This window comes from Streptosporangium sp. NPDC006930, assembly GCF_040635605.1.
Lineage (GTDB): Bacteria > Actinomycetota > Actinomycetes > Streptosporangiales > Streptosporangiaceae > Streptosporangium.
Map to the genome: position 1 here is coordinate 27,317 of NZ_JBEYID010000007.1, position 23,348 is coordinate 50,664.

General features: G+C 71.4%; 23 protein-coding genes and 1 pseudogene. 8 read left to right on the forward strand and 16 right to left on the reverse strand.

Annotated features, from left to right (window positions below; translation table 11 throughout):
- The first annotated feature begins 175 nt into the window (after positions 1-175).
- Positions 176-1,174 (forward strand): substrate-binding domain-containing protein, encoded by a 999-nt coding sequence (locus ABZ664_RS14350; protein WP_362508369.1) that lies wholly within the window; start codon positions 176-178, stop codon positions 1,172-1,174.
- On the opposite strand, the gene ABZ664_RS14355 is transcribed toward ABZ664_RS14350, so the two are convergent.
- A complete protein-coding gene (locus tag ABZ664_RS14355; RefSeq protein ID WP_362508372.1) occupies positions 1,146-1,631 on the reverse strand; it encodes a glutathione peroxidase in 486 nt (161 codons plus the stop codon). The two genes, ABZ664_RS14350 and ABZ664_RS14355, sit on opposite strands and share 29 nt — an antisense overlap.
- Positions 1,632-1,852: 221 nt before the next feature.
- Between ABZ664_RS14355 and ABZ664_RS14360 the strand changes: the two genes are divergently transcribed.
- Together ABZ664_RS14360 and ABZ664_RS14365 are read left to right on the forward strand one after the other, a co-directional pair.
- Entirely contained in the window at positions 1,853-2,245 is a 393-nt protein-coding gene (locus ABZ664_RS14360; RefSeq protein ID WP_362508375.1) for a transglycosylase SLT domain-containing protein, read from the forward strand.
- A 340-nt stretch (positions 2,246-2,585) separates the two neighbouring features.
- A complete protein-coding gene (locus tag ABZ664_RS14365) occupies positions 2,586-3,080 on the forward strand; it encodes a transglycosylase SLT domain-containing protein (RefSeq protein ID WP_362508378.1) in 495 nt (164 codons plus the stop codon).
- Between the two features lie 107 nt (positions 3,081-3,187).
- Here ABZ664_RS14365 and ABZ664_RS14370 read toward each other — a convergent pair whose 3' ends face one another.
- The 3 genes from ABZ664_RS14370 to ABZ664_RS14380 form a co-directional block, all read right to left on the reverse strand.
- Complete coding sequence (locus ABZ664_RS14370) at positions 3,188-3,520, reverse strand: DUF202 domain-containing protein (protein WP_362508381.1); 333 nt, start codon at positions 3,518-3,520, stop codon at positions 3,188-3,190.
- A gap of 7 nt (positions 3,521-3,527) precedes the next feature.
- Positions 3,528-3,869: a DUF202 domain-containing protein gene (locus ABZ664_RS14375; protein ID WP_362508384.1), complete on the reverse strand. Its 342-nt coding sequence runs from the start codon at positions 3,867-3,869 to the stop codon at positions 3,528-3,530.
- A 163-nt stretch (positions 3,870-4,032) separates the two neighbouring features.
- Positions 4,033-4,434 (reverse strand): hypothetical protein, encoded by a 402-nt coding sequence (locus ABZ664_RS14380; protein ID WP_362508387.1) that lies wholly within the window; start codon positions 4,432-4,434, stop codon positions 4,033-4,035.
- Positions 4,435-4,634: 200 nt separating this feature from the next.
- On the opposite strand from ABZ664_RS14380, the gene ABZ664_RS14385 reads away from it, so the two are divergent.
- Positions 4,635-4,910: a UBP-type zinc finger domain-containing protein gene (locus ABZ664_RS14385; protein WP_362508390.1), complete on the forward strand. Its 276-nt coding sequence runs from the start codon at positions 4,635-4,637 to the stop codon at positions 4,908-4,910.
- A 105-nt stretch (positions 4,911-5,015) separates the two neighbouring features.
- Here the strand turns inward: ABZ664_RS14385 and ABZ664_RS14390 are convergent, their stop codons facing one another.
- The gene (locus tag ABZ664_RS14390; RefSeq protein ID WP_362508393.1) at positions 5,016-6,599 is read right to left on the reverse strand and encodes a Na+/H+ antiporter; all 1,584 of its coding nucleotides are present in this window, start codon (positions 6,597-6,599) and stop codon (positions 5,016-5,018) included.
- A gap of 267 nt (positions 6,600-6,866) precedes the next feature.
- Entirely contained in the window at positions 6,867-8,345 is a 1,479-nt protein-coding gene (locus tag ABZ664_RS14395; RefSeq protein WP_362508396.1) for a hypothetical protein, read from the reverse strand.
- Between the two features lie 265 nt (positions 8,346-8,610).
- Here ABZ664_RS14395 and ABZ664_RS14400 point away from each other — a divergent pair.
- Positions 8,611-10,695: pseudogene (locus tag ABZ664_RS14400) on the forward strand (ATP-dependent DNA helicase); the annotation flags it as partial.
- Positions 10,696-10,754: 59 nt separating this feature from the next.
- On the opposite strand, the gene aroQ reads toward ABZ664_RS14400, so the two are convergent.
- The 5 genes from aroQ to ABZ664_RS14425 all read right to left on the reverse strand — a co-directional run bounded on the left by aroQ (position 10,755) and on the right by ABZ664_RS14425 (position 15,081).
- Entirely contained in the window at positions 10,755-11,189 is a 435-nt protein-coding gene (gene aroQ, locus ABZ664_RS14405; protein WP_362509219.1) for a type II 3-dehydroquinate dehydratase, read from the reverse strand.
- A 64-nt stretch (positions 11,190-11,253) separates the two neighbouring features.
- Positions 11,254-12,330, reverse strand: coding sequence for a 3-dehydroquinate synthase (aroB, locus tag ABZ664_RS14410; RefSeq protein ID WP_362508399.1), 1,077 nt, complete (start codon positions 12,328-12,330; stop codon positions 11,254-11,256).
- Positions 12,327-12,830, reverse strand: coding sequence for a shikimate kinase (locus tag ABZ664_RS14415; protein WP_362508402.1), 504 nt, complete (start codon positions 12,828-12,830; stop codon positions 12,327-12,329). Before ABZ664_RS14415 ends, aroB begins: the two co-directional genes overlap by 4 nt.
- 64 nt (positions 12,831-12,894) lie before the next feature.
- Entirely contained in the window at positions 12,895-14,073 is a 1,179-nt protein-coding gene (gene aroC / locus ABZ664_RS14420) for a chorismate synthase (RefSeq protein ID WP_362508405.1), read from the reverse strand.
- A 258-nt stretch (positions 14,074-14,331) separates the two neighbouring features.
- A complete protein-coding gene (locus ABZ664_RS14425; protein WP_362508408.1) occupies positions 14,332-15,081 on the reverse strand; it encodes an A24 family peptidase in 750 nt (249 codons plus the stop codon).
- 387 nt (positions 15,082-15,468) lie between these two features.
- On the opposite strand from ABZ664_RS14425, the gene ABZ664_RS14430 reads away from it, so the two are divergent.
- Positions 15,469-16,461 (forward strand): hypothetical protein, encoded by a 993-nt coding sequence (locus ABZ664_RS14430; RefSeq protein ID WP_362508411.1) that lies wholly within the window; start codon positions 15,469-15,471, stop codon positions 16,459-16,461.
- Complete coding sequence (locus ABZ664_RS14435) at positions 16,440-17,459, forward strand: cation:proton antiporter (RefSeq protein ID WP_362508414.1); 1,020 nt, start codon at positions 16,440-16,442, stop codon at positions 17,457-17,459. Before ABZ664_RS14430 ends, ABZ664_RS14435 begins: the two co-directional genes overlap by 22 nt.
- On the opposite strand, the gene ABZ664_RS14440 is transcribed toward ABZ664_RS14435, so the two are convergent.
- The 5 genes from ABZ664_RS14440 to ABZ664_RS14460 all read right to left on the reverse strand — a co-directional run bounded on the left by ABZ664_RS14440 (position 17,380) and on the right by ABZ664_RS14460 (position 21,593).
- A complete protein-coding gene (locus tag ABZ664_RS14440) occupies positions 17,380-17,943 on the reverse strand; it encodes an SseB family protein (protein WP_362508416.1) in 564 nt (187 codons plus the stop codon). The genes ABZ664_RS14435 and ABZ664_RS14440 overlap by 80 nt on opposite strands.
- Positions 17,944-18,154: 211 nt before the next feature.
- A complete protein-coding gene (locus ABZ664_RS14445) occupies positions 18,155-19,246 on the reverse strand; it encodes a ring-opening amidohydrolase (protein ID WP_362508419.1) in 1,092 nt (363 codons plus the stop codon).
- Positions 19,247-19,273: 27 nt separating this feature from the next.
- Positions 19,274-20,182: a carbamate kinase gene (gene arcC, locus ABZ664_RS14450; RefSeq protein WP_362508422.1), complete on the reverse strand. Its 909-nt coding sequence runs from the start codon at positions 20,180-20,182 to the stop codon at positions 19,274-19,276.
- 88 nt (positions 20,183-20,270) lie between these two features.
- Entirely contained in the window at positions 20,271-20,999 is a 729-nt protein-coding gene (locus ABZ664_RS14455) for an alpha/beta fold hydrolase (RefSeq protein ID WP_362508425.1), read from the reverse strand.
- Between the two features lie 33 nt (positions 21,000-21,032).
- A complete protein-coding gene (locus ABZ664_RS14460) occupies positions 21,033-21,593 on the reverse strand; it encodes a TetR family transcriptional regulator (protein ID WP_362508428.1) in 561 nt (186 codons plus the stop codon).
- Positions 21,594-21,673: 80 nt separating this feature from the next.
- On the opposite strand from ABZ664_RS14460, the gene ABZ664_RS14465 reads away from it, so the two are divergent.
- Entirely contained in the window at positions 21,674-23,260 is a 1,587-nt protein-coding gene (locus ABZ664_RS14465) for an MDR family MFS transporter (RefSeq protein ID WP_362508431.1), read from the forward strand.
- The last annotated feature ends 88 nt before the right edge of the window (positions 23,261-23,348 follow it).

Here is a 23,348-nt window from a genome sequence, read left to right on the forward strand (position 1 = left end):
ATGTCCTTGTCGCCTCGGGCCAACCCCGCGTTCACCCGATATTGGATACGTTTTCATGCATCTCACCGGAAACGGATAACCCTGTCAAGGGTTTGCCCGGTTCTGGCCTGTCAGCACGGCAGTCGTTCTCGCTCCGCGCTGGAACGAACACGGAAAATATGATGGAATCGTTTCCATGAACATGCGTCGTACGACGATCAAGGATGTCGCCGGGGCGGCCGGCGTGGGGGTCGCCACGGTGTCGCGGGTGCTGTCCGGCGGGTCGGCCAGCCCGGAGACCAGGGAGCGGGTGCTGACCGTCGCGGCCCAGCTCGACTACCGGCCCAGCGCGCTCGGGCGCAACCTGCGCCAGCGGCGCTCGGGCGGCATCGGACTGCTGCTGCCCGACATCACCGACACCTTCTACGGCCGCGTGGCCGACGGCGTGCTCGCCTGCGCGCGTTCGGCGGGTGAGCCGGTGATCGTGGGCGCGACCGGGGACGACCCGGAGCGCGAGGCCGAGCTGATCGGCATGCTGCTGGAGCAGGGGGTGGACCGGGTGATCGCGATCCCCTCCGGCGACGGCGACGGCTGGGCGCCGACCCTGCGAGCGGGGGTGATCACGGTGTTCGCGCACCGGCTCTCGTCCGGGCGCGACGACATCCCCGCGGTGGTGGCCGACGACCGCGCGGGAGTCAGGACCGCGGTCGACTACCTGACGGGGCTGGGGCACCGGCGCATCGCCTATCTGGGCGGCCCGGGACAGCAGCAGCGCCTGTCGGCCTTCAGGCAGGCGCTGGGCCCTCTCGTCGACGAGGACCTCATCGTCGTCGCCCGGGGCAGCCGCGACTCCGCGTACGCCGCCGCGGCCGGGCTCTTCCAGCACCGGCCGGACCTGACCGCCGTGCTGGCCGGGGGCAACCTGCTGGGTGAGGCGGCCGTGCTGGCGGCGCGGGAGCTGGACCTGCGCATCCCCAGGGACCTGTCCCTGATCATGTTCGACGACGTGCCCTGGGCGGAGCTGTGCTCACCACCGCTGACGGTGATCGCTCAGCCCGCCAGGGACATCGGCTACCGCGCCGCCGAGCTGGTGCTGCGCGGCGGCACCAGGAGGCCGCGGGGTGTGGTGCTGCCCACCGAGCTGATCGTGAGGGGCAGCTGCGCGGCTAGAGGGACTTCTCGATCGCCGCGATGACGGCGGGGTCGTCGGGCTGGACCTTGGGCCGGAACCTGGCCAGCACCTCCCCGTCCCTGGCGACGAGAAACTTCTCGAAGTTCCACTCGACGTCACCGGCCTTGCCCTCGGCGTCGGGGGTGGCGGTGAGCACGTCGTAGAGGGGGTGCCTGCCGTCACCGTTGACCTCGGTCTTGGCCAGCAGCGGGAAGTCGACGCCGTAGGTGGTGGAGCAGAACTCCTGGATCTCCTCGGCGGTGCCCGGCTCCTGACCGTAGAACTGGTTGCACGGCACTCCGACGACGGTGAAGCCCCGCTCGCCGTAGGTCCGCTGCAGGTCGACGAGACCGGCGTACTGAGGGGTGAGGCCGCACCTGGAGGCGACGTTCACCACGAGAACGGCCCTGTCTCCGGCCAGCTCGGCCAGAGTGGTGGGCGTGTCGGCAAGAGTGTCGATGGCGATATCACGGATTCCCATGAGTCGCAGCCTAATCTCCCTGTCACATTTGAGAGTTATGCCGTCCATAAAGTGAAATGTGACTGAGGCCACAGCTGAGACGGCGCCCGCCTCACCAAGGCTTTGATCATTCTCTTACCGATCTTTGACAGGACTCCTGACAGGCACTGTCGACTGGCCCGCCGCCGAATAGCGGGGCATCGTGTCGGCCGTTCCCCGTACCCAACGCACAAGGGAGTCCCATGTCGACGCTACGCCGTACCGGTGTGCTGGTGATCACCTCCGTGCTCGCCCTCGGCACCACCACCACGGTCGCCCAGGCGTCCTCGGCACGAGCGGGCAACCAGGCCGTCGCCAAGCCGCTGGTGTCCGCGCACGGCTGGAACAAGAGCCAGTTCACCTGCCTTCGCAAGCTCTGGACCAAGGAGAGCGGCTGGAACCACCGCGCGCTCAACCGCTCGTCGGGCGCGTACGGCATCCCGCAGGCGCTGCCCGCAGGCAAGATGGCCACCGCGGGACGCGACTGGCGCACCAACCCCAGGACGCAGATCAAGTGGGGACTCGGCTACATCAAGCAGCGCTACGGCTCGCCGTGCCAGGCCTGGAACCACTCCGTGGCGCGGGGCTGGTACTGATCAGGAATCGGTGCTCTGAAACCCCATGGCAGGGTGATTTTCACCCCGTCTCCCGGCATGAGTGATTCGCCGGTCGTAACCGGCCCTTCCTCGAATCACCCGTAAATCACGAAGATCGGGCAAACACCTCCCCTTCGCGTGTCCCTATCCACCGTTCGACGCTCTCTCACGTAATAGAAAGCCGCCTAGAGAGATCGCCGCGGCGTCTCATGCCGGAAACAGGCCGGAGAGACCGCGCGGACGTCCCCGTCCGAGCCACGGACGCCGGATCGTCGGATGAGGCAGGACACTCCGTGTCACTTCCTCGCCTTCCGCACGCGGCCCGAGGACAAGGATCCACGTGAACAGCTACCGCGTTCTGCGCAACACCGTCGCGACCGTTCTGGCAGCATCGACGATGGTCGGCCCATCGGCGACGGGGAAGGCTGAAAGCACCTCCGAGACGTCCAGGAAAGGGACGGTGAGGACGGTGCACAGGCTCACCTGGGCAACCCAGGTGAAGCCAACGGTGAAAGCGGTCGCGAGAACCGCCAAGGGCAGGAACAAGACGATCGCCTATCGTCTGGTGTCCCGCCGAGCATGGCCGCACAGCCAGTTCCGCTGCCTGGACAGTCTCTGGACCAGGGAGAGCAACTGGAACCACCGCGCGTACAACCGCTCATCCGGTGCGTACGGCATCCCGCAGGCGCTGCCCGCGGGCAAGATGGCCGGCAGTGGCAAGGACTGGCGCCACAACCCGGCCACGCAGATCCACTGGGGTCTGCGATACATCAAGAGCCGCTACGGGTCACCGTGCGGCGCGTGGGGTCACTTCCGGTCGAGCAACTGGTACTGACCCAGGAGAGTTTCCAGGGGAAGGGACAACTCTCCTGACGCCCGGGGCATGGGGCCCCATGCCCCGGGCGTCACCCTTTTCGAGCCCTTCGAGCCGCTCCCCGCCCTCTACCTTCCGAAGGTTCCCAGCACGAAGACGACGGCCCCGGCCACGGCGGCGAGGGTGCCGATCCAGACGATGAGGGCGTCGGCCCGGTTGTCGAGGGGGTGGCCCCCGTGCAGGGCCTCCTGGGTGCGCCGGTAGCGGACGCCCGTGTGGGTCAGCAACAGGACGGCGCAGAACACCGCGGGGACGAAGGGGACGACGGCGAGGACGGGCGTTCCCTCGCGCAGGGCGACACCCGCGCCGGCCAGGCTGGTGACGGCCAGCACCGCGGTGGTGCGGACCCAGGCGAGACGAGTCCGCTCGTTCTGCAGTCCTTCGTCCCAGAGCCTGTTCACCGCGGGATCACCTGGACAGCAGGATGAGGATGAGGGCGAGGACGGCGACCGCCGCCACACCGTATCCGAACAGGGGCGCGAGGGCCGGGGGCGGGAGCGGGGCGGAGCTGCGCAGCGCGTTCTGGACGCGGCGCCAGCGAGGGTAGGCCATCGCGGCCGCCAGGGCCGAGAGCGACACCAGGATCACGGCGAGCAGGGTGCGCATCCACGGGACGAAGACGTCGGCGGAGACGGCGGCCATCGCCACGCCACCCGCGCTCAGCGCGAGCGACGTACTCAACCAGGTCAGGTACGTACGTTCGTTGGCGAGGGTGAACCGGGGATCCGGCTCGTTGTCCGGAGAGTTCATGAACTTTCCTGGGTCTTCATAGGAATGACGCTATTTCAGCCCCATTCCCCCTAGAGAACCCGGGATTTCCGGAGGTGCGCTCCGGCACCTCCGGGTCTCATCCGTCCGGCCATCGGGACGAAGGCTCCGGCGGCGGGTGACCTCTACACTCAGGCGGCGAGGACTATCCGCAGGCGTTGGTCAGCTGCTGAACCCAGCGTGCCGAGTCGGTGGCCACCTTCTGGGCGGCGTCGACGGCGCTGTTGGCGTCGGTGACGTTGATGCCCTCCAGGGTGTTGGAGACACCCTCTGCGGCCTCCTTCAGCGAGGTGTTGGCCGCCTTGTCGGCGAGGTCGCCCAGCTTGGCGCCGCCCTCGTTCAGTGCCTGCTCCATCGCGGCGGGGTCGTTGAGCAGCCCGGAGACCTTGGCGACGGTCTCGGTGACGATGCCGGTGGCCTGCACGCACTCCTGCGCCTTGTCGATGCCCTGGCTAACCTCCTGGAGCTCCGAGCAGCCGGTGGTGACGAGGACTGCGGCCAGCACGGAGGCGGCGAGGACGGGAATTCGTCGCGGAAGGGGTCGCATGTCCCGACCCTACCCAACGGGCCGCCACGGCAGGCGCCGCCGTACCGGCTCGTTACCCGCCGAATCCGCGCGCCGAAGCGGGACGCGGGAAGGCCCCGGAATCAGACGCGGAATCAGACACGGGAAGACCGCGGAGCCGGGACGCGGGGAGGCCCCGGATCCGCGACATCGAACTGGCCGTACGATCGACCGGTAGCCACATGAGCGAGGGGGAGACCATGCCGACCTGTGAGCACATCATGAAAGCCCAGGACCCGCCGCCGCGCACGCCCCAGGGATGCGAGGAATGCCTGGCGATGGGCAGTCGCTGGGTCCACCTGCGCAAGTGCCTGTCCTGCGGGCACATCGGCTGCTGCGACTCCTCGCCCAACAAGCACGCCAGCGCCCACTTCCGGGAGACCTCCGACCCGGTCATGGCCTCGTTCGAGCCGGGCGAGGACTGGCGCTGGTGCTACGTGGACAACGTCATCGGCTAGTCCCGATCTCCGCGCGCGCCGTATCGTCGCGGATCATCGGTACGTGATCCGGCACGGCGAGTGGTCACCCCCCGGGTCGGCCCGGGGCGCGTGCGGAACGTCGGGCTAGTCACGCTCCAGGGTGGCCTCTTCGAAGTCGATCTCGTGGAGGACCCTGCGGAGCACCTCGTCGTCGATGCGCCGCTCGTCGCGGAGACGTACGAACACCTCGCGCTCGACCATCAGCATCTCCCTGCGGAGCCGCCGGTAGACGCCGCTCGGCGTCTCCTCCCCCTCGGGTCCCGTACCGCCGCCCAGGCGCTCCCAGGCGGTGAGGGTACGGCGCTCGGCGCGGGTTCTCAGCTGGTCGACGACCTCCGCATGGAGCTCGTCGACGCCCTCGGCCACCAGCTCGTCCAGCCGGGCCAGCGCGGCCGTGGCGGCCGCCTGCTGCGCGGCCGCCTCCGCCAGGTTGTCGGCGTAGATCTCCCGCTCGTTGGAGACCTTCAGCCTGCGGATCAGCGCCGGGAACGTCAGGCCCTGGACCAGGAGCGTGCCGATCACCACGGAGAAGGTGAGGAACAGGAGCAGGTCGCGGCCGGGGAAGGTCGCGGGTATGGCGAAGGCCGCGGCCAGGGAGACCACCCCGCGCATGCCCGCCCAGCTCACGATCGTCACGTTCTGCCAGGTCGGCGCGTGGGTCTCGGCCTGGCGGACCTTCTTGGACAGCATCCGGGGCAGGTAGATGCTGGGCACGACCCAGACCACCCTCGCGACCACCGCGGCGCCGAAGACGGCGAGCGCCATCCCGGCGAGCCTCCACCCTTCGCCCCACTCCAGCTCTTTCATGATCGGCCACATCTGCAGGCCGATCAGCGCGAAGACGATCGTCTCCAGGAAGAAGCCGAAGACCCGCCAGACCGCTTCCGAGAGCAACCGGGTGCCGAAGCCCGCCCTGGGCATGCGGTGGCCGATGTAGAGGCCGACGATCACCACGACGATCACGCCGGAGACGTTCAGGATCTCGGCCGCGAGGTAGACGGCGAACGGGATGAGCAGCATGACGGTGTTCTCGACGAGCGCGTCACGCAGCCGGACCAGCACCCAGGCCAGGACCCAGGCGAGCGCGAGACCCATCGCCACGCCGCCCACCGCGGAACGCACGAAGTCCAGGGCGGCGTCCTGCCAGGTGATGCCGTGCCCGACCGCCGCCGCGATCGCCACCCGGTAGGCGGTGAGCGCGGTGGCGTCGTTGAACAGGCTCTCCCCCACCAGGATGGTGACCACCTTGCGGGGCAGCCCGAGCCTGCGGGCCACGGCGACGGCGGCGACCGCGTCGGGCGGGGCCACGATCGCGCCCAGCGCGAACGCGGCGGCCACCGGCAGCTGGGGCAGGAGCAGATGGGTGACCCATCCGACGACCAGCGTGGTGAACAGCACCAGGCCGACCGAGAGCAGCGCGATCGGCCTGCGCAGGTCCTTCAGCCTCAGGTAGGAGCTGTCGATCGCCGCCGAGTAGAGCAGCGGGGGCAGGAAGACCAGCAGGACCAGCTGGGGGTCGAGATCGTACTCGGGCACGAACGGCGACAGCACCACACCGGCGAGCACGAGCAGCAGCGGCGCCGGCCATCCCCTGCGCCTGGCCACCGCGGCCACCGCGATCCCGACGGCCGACACCGCCAGCATCTGCAGCACCGTCGACTCTTCCACGCCACCCCGTCAGGTAGGGACCGATCGGCCACCGGGCAGCCACCGGGCAGCCGCTGAGCGGCCTAGGTGCCCCGGCACGCCTCGCGAACCGCCCTCCCCTGCGGCCGAGACAACCATACGGCGCGAGCCGCGCCCGGCGGACGCCACACGCTGTCCGCCCGGACTCGAAACCCGCGACGGGGCGCGGCGGAGTGGACGCGGGGACGGGACGACTCAGACCTCACGGCGGGACACGGCGGGACACGGGTGCCACGTCCCGGGGAGAGGTCACCAGTCGCGCTGCTCGTCCCGGTCGCTGCGGCGCCGGCCCTCGCGGCGCCTGTCGTCGTACTGGCGCTCGTCCCGGCGGTGATCGTCGTACCGCTCGTCGTAGCGCTGCTCGGGGCGGAGCCGCTCGCCGGTGGAGTGCGGCGGCGGATCCTGGACGTAGGGGCGGGGCAGTCTCTGGTCGGGCGCGGCCTGACCTCGCAGGCCCAGCGGATCGGACGGGTCGACGTCCTGCTGGGCGTACGCGGGCGGCGCGCCGTACAGGTCGCGCAGGTCGGCGGGATGACCGGCCTGGTGCTGCGGGGCGCCGAAGGCGTAGGGATCGGGCTGTGCGGGGGCCGGGTAGCCGCCGCCGTACTGGTCGCCCTGGGAGGCGCCGTAGGCGGCCTGCTGCTGGGCGGCGAACCCGAAGGGGTCGGTCGAGTTCTGCTGTCCCTGCCCGTAGGGGTCGGGCTCCGCCCGCTGGGCGGACTCGGCGAACTGCCCGGCGAACTGGTCGAGGCGCGGCGTGAACGAGGTGGCCGGCTTCCTGCGGCCCGCCGGGGCCGCGAACGGGTCGACGGGCTGGGGCGGGGACTGGGGCGGCACGCCGTACGGATCGGGCCGCTGGGCGCCGTAGGGGTCGGGCTGGGCGGCGCCGTAGGCGGCCTGCTGCACGGGCGGAGCGTAAGGGTCCGGCGCGGGCGAGGCGCCGTAGGGATCCGGCTGGGCGGGCGGCGCGCCGTACGGGTCGGGCTGGGCGGGCGGCGCGCCGTACGGGTCGGGCTGGGCGGGCGGCGCGCCGTAGGGGTCCGGCTGCTGGGCACCGTACGGGACGGGCGGCGCGGGCGGGTAGCGGTCGCCGGGCAACTGGTAGGCGGCCTCGCCGGTGGCGGGCCCCGAGCCGAGCGGCTCGACCTGCTGCGGCTGCCCGTAGGGCAGGGAGTCGTTCACGATCATGTTCTCGCGCGGCACGACGTCCGGGGAGCCGTACCCCTGGGGCATCCGGTCCTGAGGCCGGTCGGACCGATCGGGCCGGTCGAGAGGGGGCGGCGGCACCGCGCCTCGCGCGACGAGCACGTCGTTCGGACCGAGGGTGGCCGCCTGGCGGGGTTCGTCCAGCGGCGAGGGGGCGTGACCCGCCGGGTCGGAGTACTGCTGCGCCTGGGCGTAGTCCTCCGGGCGGGGCCGGGCGTACTGACCGGTGCCGGGATACTCGCCGTAGGGCGGCGGGGCGTCCTGTGGGGGCTGCTCGGCGTGAACGGGCTCGCCCACCTCGTCGGGGTACTGACCACCGGCCTCGACGAAACCCTCGTCAAGGGTGTCGACCAGGCGTCCCACATCGCTCATGGGCATGCGGAAACTCGCGGTGCACATCTCGCCGCGCCACAGGCTCAGCACCAGCGTGCCTTCGTGCCAGGTGACCCGGAGCACCCGCTCCTGGCCACGCTCGTCAAAGAACACCTCGCCGAACGACGGCAACGGGACAACTTCCGACATGGAGGACATAGTGCTTTAACCAGCCTTTATTCGTCCACTCGACCTCGGGAAACCCTACCGAACCGGTCTTTACGTCCCCATCTTCCGCCTCAGCGGCACCAGAACGATAGACCTTCCCTTGACCTTACGAGGATTGATGAGCCGGGTGATCCAGCCAGTTTGCCATGTGACGTGAACCTCGGGTTCCGGAATACGGGTATGCGTCCACGCCGCGACTCGCCGGAGCAGCCGCGGCTGTCGGGGCGAACGGGTACGGTTGGCTGTCGTGCCGACCGACTCCATCGCCCCATCCGAAGACGTCTCCTCAAAGGTGGATATTCCCCCGGTTGAGGATTTGCTGAGCACCGCCGTCGAGGCGGTCGGCGGGGTCGAGCGCCCCGGTCAGATCACGATGGTGAGGGCGGTGCAGCACGCGATCGAGTCGGGCGACCACCTCGCCGTCCAGGCCGGCACGGGCACCGGCAAGTCACTCGCCTACCTGATCCCCTCGATCAGGCACGCGATGACCTCCAAGGGCGCCGTGGTCGTCTCCACCGCCACCATCGCGCTCCAGCGCCAGCTCGTCGACCGCGACCTGCCCCGCCTCGCCAAGGCCCTCGCCCCGCAGCTGCCGCACGAGCCCGCGTTCGCGATCCTCAAGGGCCGCCGCAACTACCTGTGCCGTTACAAGGCGAGCGCGGGATGGCCGGACGAGGAGCAGGACCAGCTCTTCGACCCCCGGGAGGTCAACGCGACGGGCCGGATGGTCCAGCGCATCCAGGAGTGGGCGAACGAGACCGAGACCGGCGACCGCGACGAGCTCGTCCCCGGCGTCAACGAGCAGGCCTGGCGCCAGTTCTCGGTCAGCGCCAGGGAGTGCCTGGGGGCGACGCGCTGCCCGAGCGGCATGGAGTGCTTCGCCGAGCTGGCCCGCGCCCGCGCCGGTGAGTCCGACGTGGTCGTGACCAACCACGCGCTGCTCGCGATCGACGCGATGGAGGACTTCCCGCTCCTGCCCGAGCACGAGGTGGTCGTGGTCGACGAGGCCCACGAGCTGGTCGACCGCGTCACCTCGGTGGTGAGCGGCGAGCTGTCGGAGACCATGATCACGGTGGCCGCGCGGCGGGTCGGCAAGCTCATCGAGCAGCACCTCGCCGACCGGCTCATGGAGGCCGGCGAGGACCTCAAGGCCCTGCTCGCCGAGGCCCCCGCCGGGCGCCTCGACGAGCTCCCCCAGGTGCTCGGGATGACGCTCGCCCTGATCCGAGACGCGGCGTGGGCGTGCATCACCGCCCTCGGCCCGCGGAGTGGCGACAAGGACGACCCGGAGGGCGCGGGGCTGCGCAGGGCGGCCTTCACCTCGCTGGACGAGGTCCACGACACCGCGCAGCGCATGCTCGACGCCTTCGGCCACGCCGAGGAGATCGACCGGGCCGAGGTGGTCTGGCTGGAGGCGGGCACCGACCGGCGCCCTCCCCTGCTGCGGGTGGCGCCGCTGACGGTGGCGGGCATGCTGCGCGACAAGCTCTTCGGCGACCGTACGGTCATCCTGACCTCCGCCACGCTCGCCCTGGGCGGCGCCTTCGACGGCCTGGCCCGCCAGTGGGGCCTGGGCGGCGGGAAGAACGCCGTGGAACCCGTGGAGGAGACGCGGGAGGACGGGGAGGGCGGAGACAAGAAGCGGAAGAAGCGAGACAGGAGCGGAGCCGGTTGGACCGGCATCGACGTCGGTTCCCCCTTCGACCACCCGCGCAGCGGCATCCTCTACGTCGCCAAGCACCTGCCCCAGCCGGGGCGCGACGGCCTGCCCGAGGCATACCTCGAGGAGATCACCGAGCTGATCGAGGCGGCGGGAGGCCGCACCCTCGGCCTGTTCTCCTCGATGCGCGCCGCCAAGGCGGCCACCGAGGCCCTGCGCGACCGGCTGAGCGTGCCGCTGCTCTGCCAGGGTGACGACTCCACGATGCTGCTGGTCAAGCAGTTCGCGGAGGACGAGCCGACCTGCCTGTTCGGCACGCTGTCGCTCTGGCAGGGGGTCGACGTCCCCGGCCCGTCGCTGCGCCTGGTCATCATCGACCGCATCCCCTTCCCCCGCCCCGACGACCCGCTCAGCTCCGCCCGCCAGCGCCACGTCGCGGCCAAGGGCGGTAACGGGTTCATGTCCGTCGCCGCCACCCACGCCGCGCTGCTGCTGGCCCAGGGAGCGGGCCGCCTGCTGCGCAGCCAGCATGACAAGGGCGTCGTCGCGGTGCTCGACCCCCGGCTCGCGACGGCACGCTACGCCGGGTTCCTGCGCGACTCCCTGCCGCCCTTCTGGCCCACCAACGATCCGGCGAAGGTCCGCAGCGCCCTCAAGCGCCTCAGCTCCTCCTGAGGCCACCGGCCGCCGGGCCGCGCGGGAAGGGGCCGAGGCCCCTTCCCGGCCCGGGATCAGGTGGCGGTCTCGGCGATGGCCTGCAACGCCAGCACGTACGACCTCAGGCCGAAGCCCGCGATGGTGCCGGTCGCCACGGCGGCGACCACCGAGTTGTGCCGGAACTCCTCGCGGGCGGCCGGGTTGCTGATGTGCACCTCGACCAGGGGCGCGGTGCGCTGGGCGATGGCGTCGCGCAGCGCGTAGGAGTAGTGGGTGAACGCGGCGGGGTTCAGCACCACGGGGATCCTGCGGTCGGCCGCCTCGTGCAGCCAGCCCAGCATCTCGGCCTCGTCGTCGGTCTGCCGGACGTCGACCGACAGGCCGAGCTCCCTGCCGGTGTCCCGGCAGAGGGCGGCCAGGTCGGCGAAGGTCTCCGCGCCGTAGACATCCGGCTCGCGGGTGCCGAGCCGCCCCAGGTTGGGGCCGTTGAGCACGTAGACGGGTCTCATCGGGTCACTCACCGCTCCTTGATGGCCGCGCGCCTGCCGCGGCGGCCGACGTCACTCAGCAGACTCACCGGGCGATCTCGTGGTAGGCGGCCTCCAGAAGCTCCTCCGGCGGGTCGACCAGCGGGGACACCTTCGCCAGGTCGTCCAGGAGGACGAAGCGCAACTTGGCTCCGCGGCTCTTCTTGTCGAGGCGCATGTGGTCGCGCAGTTCGGGCCAGGCCTCTCGGCGGTAGGCGGTGGGCAGCCCGACCGAGGTGAGAATGGACCTGGTCCGCTCCACGACGTCGGCGCCGATCCTGCCGTCCAGGCGGGACAGCTCGGCCGCGTAGACCATGCCGATCGCGACGGCCTCGCCGTGGCGCATCCGGTATTCCTCGACGCGCTCGATCGCGTGCGCCAGCGTGTGGCCGTAGTTGAGGATCTCCCGCAGGCCGCTCTCGCGCAGGTCGGCTCCGACGACCTCGGCCTTGATCCGGATCTTCCGTTCGATCAGCTCGCGGGTGTTGCGGCCCTCGGGGAGCCTGGCGCCGTCCGGGTCGTCCTCGATGAGCTCAAGGATCCGGGGGTCGGCGATGAAACCACCCTTGATGATCTCCGCCAGGCCGCCCACGTAGTCGTCGCGGGGCACCGAGACCAGCGTCGCCAGGTCGCACAGCACCCCGGTCGGCGGGTGGAAGGATCCGACCAGGTTCTTGCCCTCGGGGGTGTTGATGCCGGTCTTGCCGCCCACCGCCGCGTCGACCATGCCGAGCAGGGTGGTCGGCACCTGCACGACCTTGACGCCACGCAGCCAGGTGGCGGCGGCGAACCCCGCCAGGTCGGTGGTGGCTCCCCCGCCGACGCCGACCACGGCGTCCGAGCGGGTGACGCCCGCGCGGCCGAAGGCCGACCACAGCTCCGCGACCACCTCGACCGTCTTCGCGCGCTCGGCGTCGGGCACCGGCAGCGCGACGACCTCGTACCCGGCCGCCTCGATCGCGCCGCAGACGGGACGGGCGATCTCCGGCAGGCTCTCCGGGTGGATCACGGCGACGGTGCTCACCCCCGCCCCCAGCAGGCCGGGCAGCTCGCCGAGCACCCCGGTGCCGACCACCACCTCGTACGGGCTCTCGCCGGGCACACCGATCCTGGAGATCGTCACGGCTTCAGGTCCTCCACGATCTGGTCGACGATCTGGCCGGGTTCGCGCTCGTCGGTCGCCACCACGATCGTGGCGAGCTCCTCGTAGACGGGGCGACGGGCGTCCATCAGCTTCTTCAGCTGACTGCGCGGGTTCAGCACGAGCAGCGGTCGCGCCGAGCCCAGGCCCACCCGCTGGACGGCGTTGGAGAGCCCGACCTCCAGGTAGACCACCGGCTGTCCGGCCAGCAACGCGCGGGTGGCCTCGGCGAGGATCGCGCCGCCGCCCAGGGAGAGCACCCCGTCGTGCTCGGCCAGCGCCCGCCGTACGGCGTCGGCCTCCAGCTCGCGGAAGACCTCCTCGCCGTCCTCGACGAAGATGTCGCTCACCGGCTTGCCCGCCACCTGCTCCACGTCGGCGTCGGTGTCGCGGAAGGCGACCCCGAGCCGTTCGGCGAGGAGCTGCCCGACGGTCGACTTGCCCGATCCGGGAGGACCGATCAGCACTGCTCGGGGACTCATGCGATCTCCTTCGACGCCGGCCCGCCCATCGGGGCACCGAGAGCGCCCTCGCCGGGACGCCCGCTCACTTGATCACCAACGAGGAGAGGTAGCCGGACAGGTTGCGGGCGACCTCTTCGACGGAGTCGCCGCCGAACTTCTCGATCGCGGCGTCGGCCAGGATCAGCGCGACCATCGCCTCGGCGACGATCGCGGCCGCCGGGACCGCGCACACGTCGGAGCGCTCGTGGTGGGCCTTGGCGGCCTCGCCGGTCAGCACGTCGATGGTGGCGAGCGCCCGGGGGACGGTGGAGATCGGCTTCATCGCCGCGCTGACGCGCAGCGGCTCGCCGTTGGTCATGCCGCCCTCGACGCCGCCGGCCCGGTTGGTCATCCGGCGTACGCCGTCGGCGGTGTTCTCGATCTCGTCGTGGGCCAGGGAGCCGGGGCGGCGGGCCGTCTCGAACCCGTCGCCGACGCCGACGCCCTTGATCGCCTGGATGCCCATCAGGCCGGCGGCGAGGCGGGCGTCGAGGCGGCGGTCCCAGTGGGTGTAGCTGCCCAGGCCCGGCGGCAGGCCGTAGGCGATCACCTCGACGACGCCGCCGAGGGTGTCGCCGTCCTTGTGCGCCCTGTCGATCTCGGCGACCATGGCCGCGCTGCCCGCGGGGTCGGCGCAGCGCACCGGGTCGGCGTCGATCGCCTCCAGGTCGCCGGGGCCGGGGACGACGCCCGGGGTGGTGGCGGCCCCGCCGATCGAGACGACGTGGCTGACGATCTCGACGCCGAGGGCCTGCTTGAGGAAGCTCCGCGCCACCTGTCCGAGCGCGACGCGGGCGGCGGTCTCGCGGGCGCTGGCCCGGTCGAGGACCGGGCGGGCGTCGTCGAAGCCGTACTTCTGCATCCCGGCGAGGTCGGCGTGGCCGGGACGGGGGCGAGAACGCGGCGCGTTGCGCGCCTGGCCCTCCAGCACGGCCGGGTCGACGGGGTCGGCGGCCATCACCGTCTCCCACTTGGGCCACTCGGTGTTGCCAACCCGGATGGCGACGGGACTGCCGAGCGTCCGGCCGTGGCGGACTCCGCCCACGATGGACACGACATCCTGCTCGAACTTCATCCGCGCCCCGCGCCCGTAGCCGAGGCGGCGACGGCGCAGCGCCTCGTCCAGCTGTGCCGTGGTCACCTCCACCCCGGCGGGCAGTCCTTCCAGGATCGCGACGAGCTCGGGGCCGTGGGACTCCCCTGCGGTCAACCAGCGCAACATGGTGACAAGTCTTCCACGTGCCGCCCACTGGAATGGCCTTTGTTCACCGGTTGAGACATCCGCGGGTGATCGTCGAACCGGAGACGGGTGATCCGGAGGCACATACCGTTCGTGGAACGAACGGGTCCAAGGGGCGGACCGCCCAGGAGGCGAACCGTTCACAGGACGGACCGTCCAGGGAGTTCACAGAACACACCGTCCAGGGAACAGCCGTCCGGGGAAAAACCGTCCAGGGGGCGGTCACGAGGACGGGTTCGGTCAAAGGGCGGTGAGGACGGCGGCGAGCGTGCCGACGGCCATGAAGGGACCGAAGGGGATCTCGCTTTTGCGGCCCGCGCGGCGCAGGGCCATCAGGGCGGCCCCGTAGAGCCCTCCGGCCAGGAGGCCGAGGAAGGCCCCGGTGACCAGGGTGTTCCAGCCCAGCCAGCCGAGGGCCGTGCCCAGGCTCGCCGCGAACTTGACGTCGCCGAACCCCATGCCCGCCGGGTTGACCAGGAACAGCACCAGGTAGAAGCCCGCCAGAGCGAGGCCGCCCAGCCCGGCGCCGAGCAGGTCCCCGGGGCGGCCGTCGGCGAGGGCCGAGACGGCGAGCGGGGCGACGGTCCCCAGGTAGGCGGCGAGGGTGAGCCTGTCGGGCAGCCGGTGAACGGCGGCGTCGACGAAGGACAGGACGACGGCGACCACCGCGAGCCAGCCGAAGGCGAGCAGTTCCGCCCCCCTCCCGACCGGCGTGGTCTCCACCCCTTCCGGCACTCCCGGCCAGACGGCCGCTCCCGCCGCGTCCGGCCACAGGGCCCGCAGCGCGAGGGCGGCCAGCACCGCCGCGGTGACCCCCTCCACCGCCCCGGCCGCGGGCCGGGTGCCCCGCCGCTCCCCCTCGGTCCCTGAGAACTCGGCCCCTGAGAAGCGGGTCACCAGGCGCCGCGTCCCGAGCCCGATCGCGAGCCCGGCCAGAGCCGCCGGGACCGCCGTCGCGGAGAGGGACAGAAGGGTCACCGGGGGACTCATGAAGCCGACCATAATCGGCGCCCCTCTCCCCGCGCCGGGGATCCGGGCACTCCTCCCCTCCCCCTCCCACGCCGGATGTGCCGAAACGGCCCGCACCCGGTGACCGCGCCGCGCACCGACCTCCGTCCCCGCCGAAGGGCCCCGGTGGCCTCCCCGCACGCCGAACCCCACCCCCACCAGAGGGCCGAGAAGACCCGCGTTCGGTGGCCGCCTCGCACCGATCTCCATCTCCGCAGAAAGAGCCCCAAGTGGCGCGCATCCGGTGGCCGCCCCGCACGCCGAGCCCCGTCCACGCCGAAGGGCCGAAGTGACCTCGGAGGTCATTGACGATGACGGCGATGATCACGGAGGCTGTAGGCATCCCTACCCCCCGGAGGTCAGGAACGCGTGGACACGGATCGCTTCAGCAAGCTGCCCGCGGTCATCGCGTCACTCGTTCTGCTGCCCGTGCTGCTCGAACTCCTCGCGTGGTACATCGAGGGCGAGGAGTACGACGTGGCCCGCGCGGCCACAGTGATCACGGTGATCGTGGCGCTCGCCCTCATCGCCACCGTGCTCGGCCGGATCAGGGCGCGGCTGCCGGTGCTGATGGTGGTCGCGCTCACGGTCACCGCGGCGGGCGAGGCGGTGCTGGGGTTCGTGGCGGCGTTCGGTCCCGTGCTCTGGCGGGGCGGCGTACCCGGCGAGCTGCACGGGCTGGTGACCGCAGGGGTGAGCGCGTTCGCCGTGGCCACCGGCCTCTACCTGCTCGTCCAGTATCGCCGGGGCCTCTACCTCCCCTACCTGGAGGCCGGGATGGGCCCGCTGCCCACCGCCACCAAGCGCAGGGTGATCGGCGAGTCGGAGATCCTGATCCGCACCATGCCGGACATCGGCCCCTCGGTGGAGAAGGCGCTGGCCAGCTGCGTGTCCATGGTCGACCAGGACGACCTGCACTTCGTGGCCTACTTCGGCGACCAGAGGTGCCGCTTCTACACCGACGTGCTGGAGGACGGCGACCTGGCCCACTTCTTCCACGAGACCGACCAGGAGGAGCGCAGGAAGATCTATCTCAGGGCGGGCAACCAGCTCAACTGGCTCACCCAGCGGCTCAACCAGCAGCTGCGCAGGCTGGAGGGCGGCGTCCTCATCCGCACGGTCCTCGACGTGGAGCGCGGGGCCATGTTCTTCTACTGGGTCGACGAGACCCGCTATCTCATCGGGGTGACCCTGGACCAGCGCAAGGTCGACATCGCCGACGACAAGATGGCCAGGCTCGTGGACACCATCCGCGGGCACTTCACCCTGCCCCCGATCAACCAGCGAGAACGCGCCCCGAAACCCCAGGGGCACCTGCGATCCATCCCAAGGAGCGAACGTTGGCCCGAATCGGGCTCCTGATCGTCGTCGTCGGCTTCGGCTGGCTCGCCGCCGACCTGGGCGGCCTGCGTGATCTGGAACACTCCAGCGCGTACGTGCTGCTCAGCAGCCTGTTGCTCGCGATCGGCCTGTACGGCAGCACACACGGGATCGACCGCGCCGAGGCGAGGGAGCACTCGCGGCTGATCGTGCTCGCGGTCACCGTCGGGGTGCTGCTCAAGACCGCGTTCATCGCCGGGGTCGTCTACCTCGTCTCCGGCGACCCCCGGGCTCTGATCATGGCGGTGGTGGTCGCCCAGATCGACCCGCTCTCGGTCGCCGGCGTGATGCGGGACAGCCGTCTGTCGAACCGGGCGAAGACGATCCTCGGGGCGTGGTCCTCCTTCGACGACCCGGTGACGATCATCCTCGCCGTCTACGCGGCGGCGCTGGTGAGCGGTTCCGGAGGCAGCGGGCAGTCGGCCTCGTACTTCGCCGACCTGGGGTTGAACGTGCTGTTCGCGGCCGCGGTCTATCTGCTGTGGCGGCTGATCAGAAACGCCCCGCCGGTGCTGACCTACCTGACGGCCGCCGGAGCGGTCGTCTCGGCCGCCTGGACCTCCCTCATGCTCGGCATAGCGACCGCCGGGCTCTACCTGCGCCTGCCCGACGCGCGCTGGCTGGGCCGGGCGGTGAGCGCGGCGTTCGCGCTGTCGGCGTTCCTGACGGGCCTGCTGCTCGTCGGCGGGACGAACATGGGGATGGGCGTGTTACTCGGGCTGGCCGCGTACGCCGCGCAGATGGTCGCCGCGCTGGTGCTCACCCACGGCCTGCCGATGATCGACCGGGTGCATCTGGGGCTGGCCCAGCAGAACGGGGTGACGGCGGTGATCCTCGCCCTGGTCTTCGAGCGCGACTTCGGGGGGTTCGTCGCCGTGATCGCCCCGGCGATCCTCACGGTCAACCTCGTCCACGCGGCGGCCAACCGAACCGCCGACGCCTGGGAGGCTCGGCGATCTCTTCCATCCGCGCCACTGTGACGTCGGGGGCCTCGGCCCCCAGTTGGTCCAGGGTGCCCGACTCGACCGCGGCGAGCGCCCGCAGGAGGCCGCCCTCGATCACGAAGGGCACCGGGCCCGCGACGTCGACCACCGCCGCCGCGCTGCCCTCGTGCACCGCGGCCTGGCAGACCTGAAGGATCGTGGCCTGGATGGGCCTGGCGTCGGGGCGCCACCGCCGCAGCGCCTCCGTCCCGGTGAAGGCGAGCACCGCCTCGCGGCCGTCGGCTCCGACGAGCTTCGGGAGGGCCATCTCGCTCTCCTTCTCCTGCCGCAGGCCGTGCTCGCCGATCTCCGACTCCTTGAGCAGGGCGACCACCGGCACGAGCAGCCGGGCCCCGCTCAGCGCGGCGACGACCTCGCCGGCCTGCGCCTTTCCCTCGGCGAAGGCGGCGAGCGCGGATGTCACGGCGGCGTCGGCGGCACCGTCGTCGCCGGGGACCAGGGGTCGCGGAATGCTCGGCACGAACCGGGAGCCTACCCTCGGCCGGGCCAGGGGGGACGATCGCCCCACCCGGCCCGCCCCTGGCCCGGGCGTGACGCGTACACCGAAGTGGCGCACCGGGCCGGGGCACCCCGATGGCACGGGGGTCCGGGAGCCCGGGGGCACGGGGACGCCGGGGGCAGCCAGGGGTAAAGGTGTCCCCGGGCGGTACGCCGGGGGCGTGTGCCGCCTGTCAGCCGAGGTCGGCGACGGCGGCCACCGGGCCGCCGCCGCTGGGGCCCTGGTGGACCGCCGCGACCGAGACGAACACGGCCGGGTCTCCGGTGACGCTCGCCGCGACACCGCCGACGGTGGCCTTGATCTGGCGGTGCCAGTGCACGTCGGAGTCGTCCAGCATGATGTTGCGGCGCCCCCGCACGCTGCCCGACGGGTCGGCCTCGCACTTCATGAAGACGTTGACGAGCCGGTCGCCGAGGTCGGACGGGTGAGGGCGCTCGGGCAGCTCGATGCCGCTGGAGCGGATCGCCTCCCAGATGCCGTCGGCGTCCAGCGCGTCCTTCATGACCGAGTGGCCGATCCGGTACCGGCCGCCGATCCCCCGTACGTTGCCGACGACCACGATCTGGGCGCGGTCCAGCTCGACGCCCGAGGAGCACGACGCGACGGAGGAGTAGAGCGACAGGTCGCGGTGGATCTGGTCGGCGGAGGGCATCTCGATCTCGCCGAGGGCGACGGCGATGCCGAGGGCGGTGGTGGAGTTGGAGATGTCCATCGACGGGCCGGTGTCCTCGATCACCACGTCCTTGCCGCGCGACTTGGCGTCGTTGATCGTGGACAGGGTGAGCAGCGGGGTCTTGGTCTGGACGTAGTGGACGTCGGCGGGGTCGTCGATCCCGGCGAGCTTCATCGCCTCGCGGACTCCGGCTGCGACCTTCTCCACCATCGCGGGGCGGCCGATGTCCTCGGGCAGGATCACGTCGCTCATCGCGATGCCGACGCTCACCCTCGGCTCGTCGCTCGGCTCGGCGTTCGCGGTGGTGGCGAAGACGGTGGCGTGCGGGCTGAGCACCCCGTCGGTGCCGCCCGACCACACCAGGGGCACGCTTTCTGGGGACGGGTGCCCCTTGGCCTGGAGCACCTCGCGAAACGCCCGGTCGGCCAGGATGCGGGTGTAGTCGTTCACGCCGCCGTTGCCCTCGGTCTTGCCGATCACCGCGAGCACCCGGTGCGCCTCGATCACCCCGTCGTCGATGAGCCGGGCCAGCCCGGAGGCGTCGGTCACACTCTCGATGGGCACCTTGCGCACTTCAATGGGTTCGGGCATCTCTGCCGCCTTTCGATCGCGTCCTGTTCACTTTCGCACCACGGTGCCGGTCTCTCCGGTGAGCGCCGCGCCCATGTCCTCCAGGGAGGTGATCACCGACCGGTCGCCGCCCTGCTCGACGAAGCGCAGCGCGGCCTCGACCTTCGGCCCCATACTGCCCCCGGCGAAATGGCCCGCGGCGTGCAGTACGCGCAGCTCGGCCGCGGTGATGTGACCCAGGGGCCTGGCCCGGGGCGTTCCGAACCCGACGACGGCCCGGGGGACGTCGGTCGCGATGATCAGGACCGTCGCCCGGACGGCCCGGGCGAGCACCGCGGCGGCGAGGTCCTTGTCGATCACGGCCTCGACCCCGGCGAGCCGCCCCTGCGCGTCGCGGGTCACGGGCACGCCGCCGCCCCCCGCGGCCACGACGGTGAAGCCCGCGGCCACCAGCGCGGCCACCGCGGGCGCGTCGAGGATCTCCAGCGGCTCGGGGGAGGCCACCACGCGGCGCCAGCCCCGCTCGAAGTGGCGCCAGGTCTGGCCGAGTTCCTCGAACCGGCGTGCCTCGGCCTCGCTGAAGTAGCGGCCGATCGGCTTGACCGGGTCCGCGAAGGCGGGATCGCCGGGGTCGACGAGCGTACGGGTGACCACGACCGCGGCGCGGCCGTCGAGCGCGTTGAGTACGAGGGTGCCGATGGTGGCCTGGGTCTGCGCCCCGCACCAGTCGAGCGGCACCGGGGGCACGACGTGGGCGGCGAGCTGGTTCTTCAGGATCAGGTTGCCGACCTGGGGGCCGTTGCCGTGGGTGAGGGTGACCTGGTGGCCCTCCTCGATGAGCGCGACGACGTGGCGCATCGCCTGCTCGACCGCGCGGTGCTGGTCGGCCGGCGAGGCGCCTCCGTCGGGCCCGGTCATGGCGTTGCCGCCGAGCGCGATCAGTATTCGTTCACCCACCAGGCCGACGTTAACGGCCTGCCCGTCTCGCCTCATGGGCACTCATTGCCCAAGGGGCGCCGGTCCTTCGGCACAACCGGCCAACCTCTCACCCCATGAGCGTACGGGTGATCTCCTCGACCACCGGCACGCGCCGCGGCTGCAGGTAGAAGTGGTCGCCGGGGAAGACCGTGAGGGAGAAGCCGGAGCTCGTACGGGTCTCCCACGACTTGGCCTGTGCCGGGGTGACCACCGGGTCGGCGTCGCCGACGAGGACGGAGATCGGGGTGTGCAGCGGGGGGCCGGGGCGGTGCCGGTAGGCCTCGGCCAGCCGGAAGTCCGCACGGACGTAGGGCAGGATGACCTCGCGCATCGCCCGATGGGACAGGACCTCCGCCTCGGTGCCGCCGAGTTTCGCCAGCTCGGCCACGAAGTCGTCGTCGTCGTACTCCGAGATCGCGGGCCTGTCGCGGGGGTCGTGCGGCGCTCTCGCGCCGGAGACGAACAACCGCGCCGGGGCGATCCCCCTCGCCTCAAGGCGACGCGTGACCTCGTAGGCGAGCGTCGCCCCCATGCTGTGCCCGAACAGCGCGAAACGCCGGTCGAGCAGCGGCAGCATCGATCCGGTCACCTCGTCGGCGAGCGCGTCCATGTCGTCGGGCAGCGGTTCGGCGAACCGGTCGGCCCTGCCGGGCAGCTGCGTCGCGTGCAGCTCGACGGACAGGGGCAGCAGCTCGGACCACGCGCGGTAGGCGTTGGCCGATCCGCCCGCGTGCGTGAGGCAGAACAGCCGCGTGGTCGCCCCGGGGCGGGGGAAGGCGCAGCGCAACCAGGTCATGTGACCATGATCCCACGGCGAGGGCCCGGCGCCTCATGCCCTGAGGCAGACCTCGAAGACGGCGGTGAGGCGGGCGATCACGGTCTCGCGGTCGGGGGAGCCGGCCGCGTCGGGGCCGTAGAGCTGGCGCATCGTGCCGGTGCCGGTGACGAGCGCGGTGGCGATCATCGCCCGGAAGGCCGCGTCGGGGCCGGGGAGCCGCGCCGAGAGGGGTTCCAGGATCGCCGTCCTGACCCGGTCGCCGATGATCTCGTGGATCTCCGGGGCGCTGGACGACCGGATGAGCGCGGCCAGTACCACGCTCCCCTGGTCGGATCGGAGCCGTTCGGCGACGTACTCGGCCAGCCGGCGGGGCAGCTCCTCCTCGGGGCCCTCCAGGACGCCGGGGAAACGTCCCTGCATCGCGAGCACCTCGGCGAACAGGTCCCGCTTGCTGCCGAAGTAGCGGTTGATCAGCGCGATGTTGGCGTCCGCCTCGGCGGCGATCATCCGCATCGTCACCTGGTCGTACCCGAGTTCGGCGAACAGCAGTCGGGCGGCGTCGAGGATGCGCCGCCTGGTGCCCTCCCTGTCGCGATGCCGTGTCTCATCCACTTACGGGATCCTTCCAGATTTGACGAGTAAACAAGCGTCTACTAACTTCACATGTACCGTACATACATTGGGGGCGGTTCATGCTGACCGAACAACAGATCCAGGCCGAGGCCGCACCGTCCTTCACCCACAGGCAGGTGCTGGAGATCCTGGCCGGACTGATGCTCGCCATGCTGACGTCGATGATCTCGACGTCCGTGGTGGGCACCGCGCTGCCGACGATCGTCGGCACGCTCGGCGGCCAGGACCAGCTCGCCTGGGTCGCCAGCGCGACCCTGCTCACCATGACCGCCTCCACCCCGATCTGGGGCAAGCTCTCCGACCTCTACGGCCGCAAGCTCATGTTCCAGGTCTCGCTGGTCGTCTTCGTGGTGGCCTCCATCGCCGCCGGGTTCTCCCAGGACATGGCCCAGCTCATCGCCGCCAGGGCGCTGCAGGGCATCGGCGCCGGCGGCCTCGCCGCGCTGCCGCAGATCATCCTCGGCGACGTGGTCGAGCCCCGCGAGCGCGGACGCTACTCCGGCTACATCGGCGCGGTCTTCGGTGTCTCGACCGTGGCCGGCCCGCTGCTCGGCGGGTTCATCGTGGACAACATGTCCTGGCGCTGGACCTTCTGGATCTGCGTGCCGCTCGCCGTGGTCGCCTTCGTCGTCATCCAGAGGGTGCTGAGGCTGCCGCTCGTCCGCCGCGACACGAAGGTCGACTGGTGGGGCGCGACCCTCATCACCGGCGGCACCACCGCGCTGATGCTGCTGCTCTCCCTCGGAGGCAAGGAGTTCGGCTGGAACTCCGCGTGGACCTACGGCCTGGGCGCGCTCAGCCTGGTGATGTTCGGTCTCGCCGTCGTCGCCGAGCGCAGGGCCGCCGACCCGATCCTGCCCCCGCACCTGTTCCGCGACCGCACCTTCGTGCTCACCTCCGTCGCCTCCCTGCTGGTCGGCGCGGCGATGTTCGGCGCGCTGATGTTCCTGCCGCAGTATCTGCAGATCGTCAAGGGCATGAGCCCCACGGGCTCGGGCCTGATGACCCTTCCCCTGGTGCTCGGCCTGCTCACCTCCTCGATCCTCACCGGCCGGTTCGTCACCAGGACGGGCCGATGGAAGATCTTCCCCGTGGTGGGCATGCTGCTGGTCGCGCTCGGGCTGTTCCTGCTCTCGCGCCTGCACGTCGACAGCTCGCTGGTGATCGTCGGCATCGACAACGCGGTCCTCGGCATCGGGCTCGGCGCCTCCATGCAGATCCTGATCCTCGCCGCCCAGAACGCGGTGACCCGCGCGAACCTCGCCTCGGCGACCTCCGGGGTGGCGTTCTTCCGCTCACTCGGCGGCGCGGTGGGCGTCGCGGCCTTCGGCGCGATCCTGTCCAACCGGCTCACCGCGGAGCTGGTCTCCCTCGCGAAGGCGGCGCACCTGCCGCTGAGCGGTGGCGCGGTCCCCAGCCTCGGCTCCCCCGAGGCCATCCACAACCTCCCCGCGCCCGTCCTGGAGATCATCCTGGAGGCCTTCACCCGGGCGATGAGCGCGGTCTTCGTGGTCGGCGTCCCGATCGCCGTCCTCGCCTCACTCGCCGTCCTGATGGTCAGGGAGATCCCGCTGCGCTCGGCGCGGACCCCCGCCCCGGCGGCGGCCGACCCGGCCGCCCCGCCGATCGGCGCGGGCAGGCCGTAACCACCCCGTGCCGCCCGGGGCCGGCCCGCTCTCCGGCCGGCCCCGGGCCTCCCTCACTCCTCGCCTCGCACATCAACCCTCCCCCGGG

What these genes read in the sequence shown, in the direction of transcription:
- aroQ (WP_362509219.1), bottom strand. Translation starts at nt 11,189, where the DNA reads ATGAGACCCGTCTACGTGCTCAACGGCCCCAACCTGGGGCGGCTCGGC.
- ABZ664_RS14425 (WP_362508408.1), bottom strand. Translation starts at nt 15,081, where the DNA reads ATGAGTCCCCCGGTGACCCTTCTGTCCCTCTCCGCGACGGCGGTCCCG.
- ABZ664_RS14415 (WP_362508402.1), bottom strand. Translation starts at nt 12,830, where the DNA reads ATGAGTCCCCGAGCAGTGCTGATCGGTCCTCCCGGATCGGGCAAGTCG.
- ABZ664_RS14445 (WP_362508419.1), bottom strand. Translation starts at nt 19,246, where the DNA reads ATGCCCGAACCCATTGAAGTGCGCAAGGTGCCCATCGAGAGTGTGACC.
- ABZ664_RS14350 (WP_362508369.1), top strand. Translation starts at nt 176, where the DNA reads ATGAACATGCGTCGTACGACGATCAAGGATGTCGCCGGGGCGGCCGGC.
- ABZ664_RS14395 (WP_362508396.1), bottom strand. Translation starts at nt 8,345, where the DNA reads ATGTCGGAAGTTGTCCCGTTGCCGTCGTTCGGCGAGGTGTTCTTTGAC.
- ABZ664_RS14355 (WP_362508372.1), bottom strand. Translation starts at nt 1,631, where the DNA reads ATGGGAATCCGTGATATCGCCATCGACACTCTTGCCGACACGCCCACC.
- ABZ664_RS14465 (WP_362508431.1), top strand. Translation starts at nt 21,674, where the DNA reads ATGCTGACCGAACAACAGATCCAGGCCGAGGCCGCACCGTCCTTCACC.
- ABZ664_RS14385 (WP_362508390.1), top strand. Translation starts at nt 4,635, where the DNA reads ATGAGCGAGGGGGAGACCATGCCGACCTGTGAGCACATCATGAAAGCC.
- aroC (WP_362508405.1), bottom strand. Translation starts at nt 14,073, where the DNA reads ATGTTGCGCTGGTTGACCGCAGGGGAGTCCCACGGCCCCGAGCTCGTC.
- ABZ664_RS14455 (WP_362508425.1), bottom strand. Translation starts at nt 20,999, where the DNA reads ATGACCTGGTTGCGCTGCGCCTTCCCCCGCCCCGGGGCGACCACGCGG.
- ABZ664_RS14375 (WP_362508384.1), bottom strand. Translation starts at nt 3,869, where the DNA reads ATGAACTCTCCGGACAACGAGCCGGATCCCCGGTTCACCCTCGCCAAC.
- ABZ664_RS14360 (WP_362508375.1), top strand. Translation starts at nt 1,853, where the DNA reads ATGTCGACGCTACGCCGTACCGGTGTGCTGGTGATCACCTCCGTGCTC.
- ABZ664_RS14380 (WP_362508387.1), bottom strand. Translation starts at nt 4,434, where the DNA reads ATGCGACCCCTTCCGCGACGAATTCCCGTCCTCGCCGCCTCCGTGCTG.